Source organism: Kitasatospora sp. NPDC057936 (assembly GCF_042887525.1).
In the GTDB taxonomy this organism is placed as follows: Bacteria; Actinomycetota; Actinomycetes; order Streptomycetales; family Streptomycetaceae; genus Kitasatospora.
In genome coordinates this window covers 1-1,334 of record NZ_JBHVPD010000216.1, presented here as the reverse complement: position 1 = coordinate 1,334, position 1,334 = coordinate 1, and the positions used below count along the sequence as shown (strand labels likewise).

General features: G+C 69.8%; 2 protein-coding genes. Both read left to right on the top strand.

All coding sequences use genetic code 11. The features are described 5' to 3' along the window. The first annotated feature begins 48 nt into the window (after positions 1-48). Entirely contained in the window at positions 49-918 is an 870-nt protein-coding gene (locus ACFVU9_RS45495) for an IS5 family transposase (RefSeq protein WP_387603993.1), read from the top strand. Positions 919-989: 71 nt separating this feature from the next. Further along, entirely contained in the window at positions 990-1,322 is a 333-nt protein-coding gene (locus tag ACFVU9_RS45490; protein WP_387603990.1) for a hypothetical protein, read from the top strand. The last annotated feature ends 12 nt before the right edge of the window (positions 1,323-1,334 follow it).

The following is a 1,334-nucleotide window of genomic DNA, read 5'->3' as shown; positions in this document are numbered from 1 at the left end:
CTAGGGTCTGTTTTGGAAGGTCATCGGACTTGATGCCAGGCTCATCGGATGGGGCGTGGGGATCTGTCGGATGGCCAGTGGGCTGTGCTGGAGCCGTTGTTGCCGGTTGCCGGCGTCGGGCGTCCGGTGAGGTCGCGCCGCAGGCTGGTGGACGGGATCCGGTGGCGGGTGCGTGCGGGTGCCCCGTGGCGGGACGTTCCCCCGGAGTACGGACCATGGCAGACGATCTACGGGCTGTTCCGCCGCTGGCAACGACAAGGTGTCTGGCAGCAGATCCTGGCCGCTCTGCAGGCGCGGGCCGATGCGGCAGGGACGATCGTCTGGGAGGTGAACGTCGACTCCACGGTCTGCCGGGCCCATCAACACGCCGCAGGGGCCCGGCGGGACGGTGCCGCCCAGAAGGAGCCGCCGGGCGGCCTTGGCGACGAGCCCGCGGACCACGGATTGGGCCGGTCACGGGGCGGCTTCACAACCAAGATCCACCTTGCGTGCGAGCAACTCCAACGGCCGCTGTCCTTGCTCGTCACGGCCGGCCAGCGCGGCGACTCGCCGCAGTTCACGGCAGTGCTCGAAGCGATCCGGGTGCCCCGGACCGGCCCGGGCCGACCCCGCACCCGCCCGCTTCGGGTGCGGGGCGACAAGGCGTACTCGTCCAGGGCCAACCGCGCCTACCTGCACAGACGCGGCATCCCCTGCACCATCCCGGAGCCAGCCGACCAGATCCGCAACCGCAAGCGGCGGGGCGCGAGCGGTGGGCGCCCACCCGCCTTCGACCGCGAGGACTACAAGGCCCGCCACGCCGTCGAGTGCGGCATCAACCGGCTGAAGCAGCACCGGGCAGTGGCCACCCGGTTCGACAAACTCGCCGTCCGCTTCGAGGCGGCCGTCCTCGTCGCCGCGATCAACCAGTGGCTGTGAGCCCGATCCGGGTTCGCGTGCCATGCTGGCCGCGAGCCCGGCGTGGGGCGTCGCATAAGGGGGAGAGACCGGTGGCCGCTGACTACTACTGTGCCGACAGTGAGAACGGCGACCACATCGACGACCCGTCCGAGGACGCCATCTTCATGCTGGTCAACGACCTCAACGACACGGACAACACGTTCGTCGTCATCCAGCCCGACGAGGACGACCCGACCTGGTACGTCTCGGTGGCCGTCCTCGACGAGGGCGGGTACGAGATCGTCCGCCGTGACGCGAGCCGTCGCGAGCACGACGTGGTCACCGAGAGCAGCATCGGCACGATCGCCCGCGACCTCATCCTCTGGTTGGCCGCCCGGAGCTTCCCCGGGCGGCCAACAAGGCACACCTTCGACGCCTTCTAAAACAGGCCCTAG

Coding starts and splice junctions, on each gene's coding strand:
- ACFVU9_RS45495 (WP_387603993.1), top strand. CDS start 49: ATGGGGCGTGGGGATCTGTCGGATGGCCAGTGGGCTGTGCTGGAGCCG.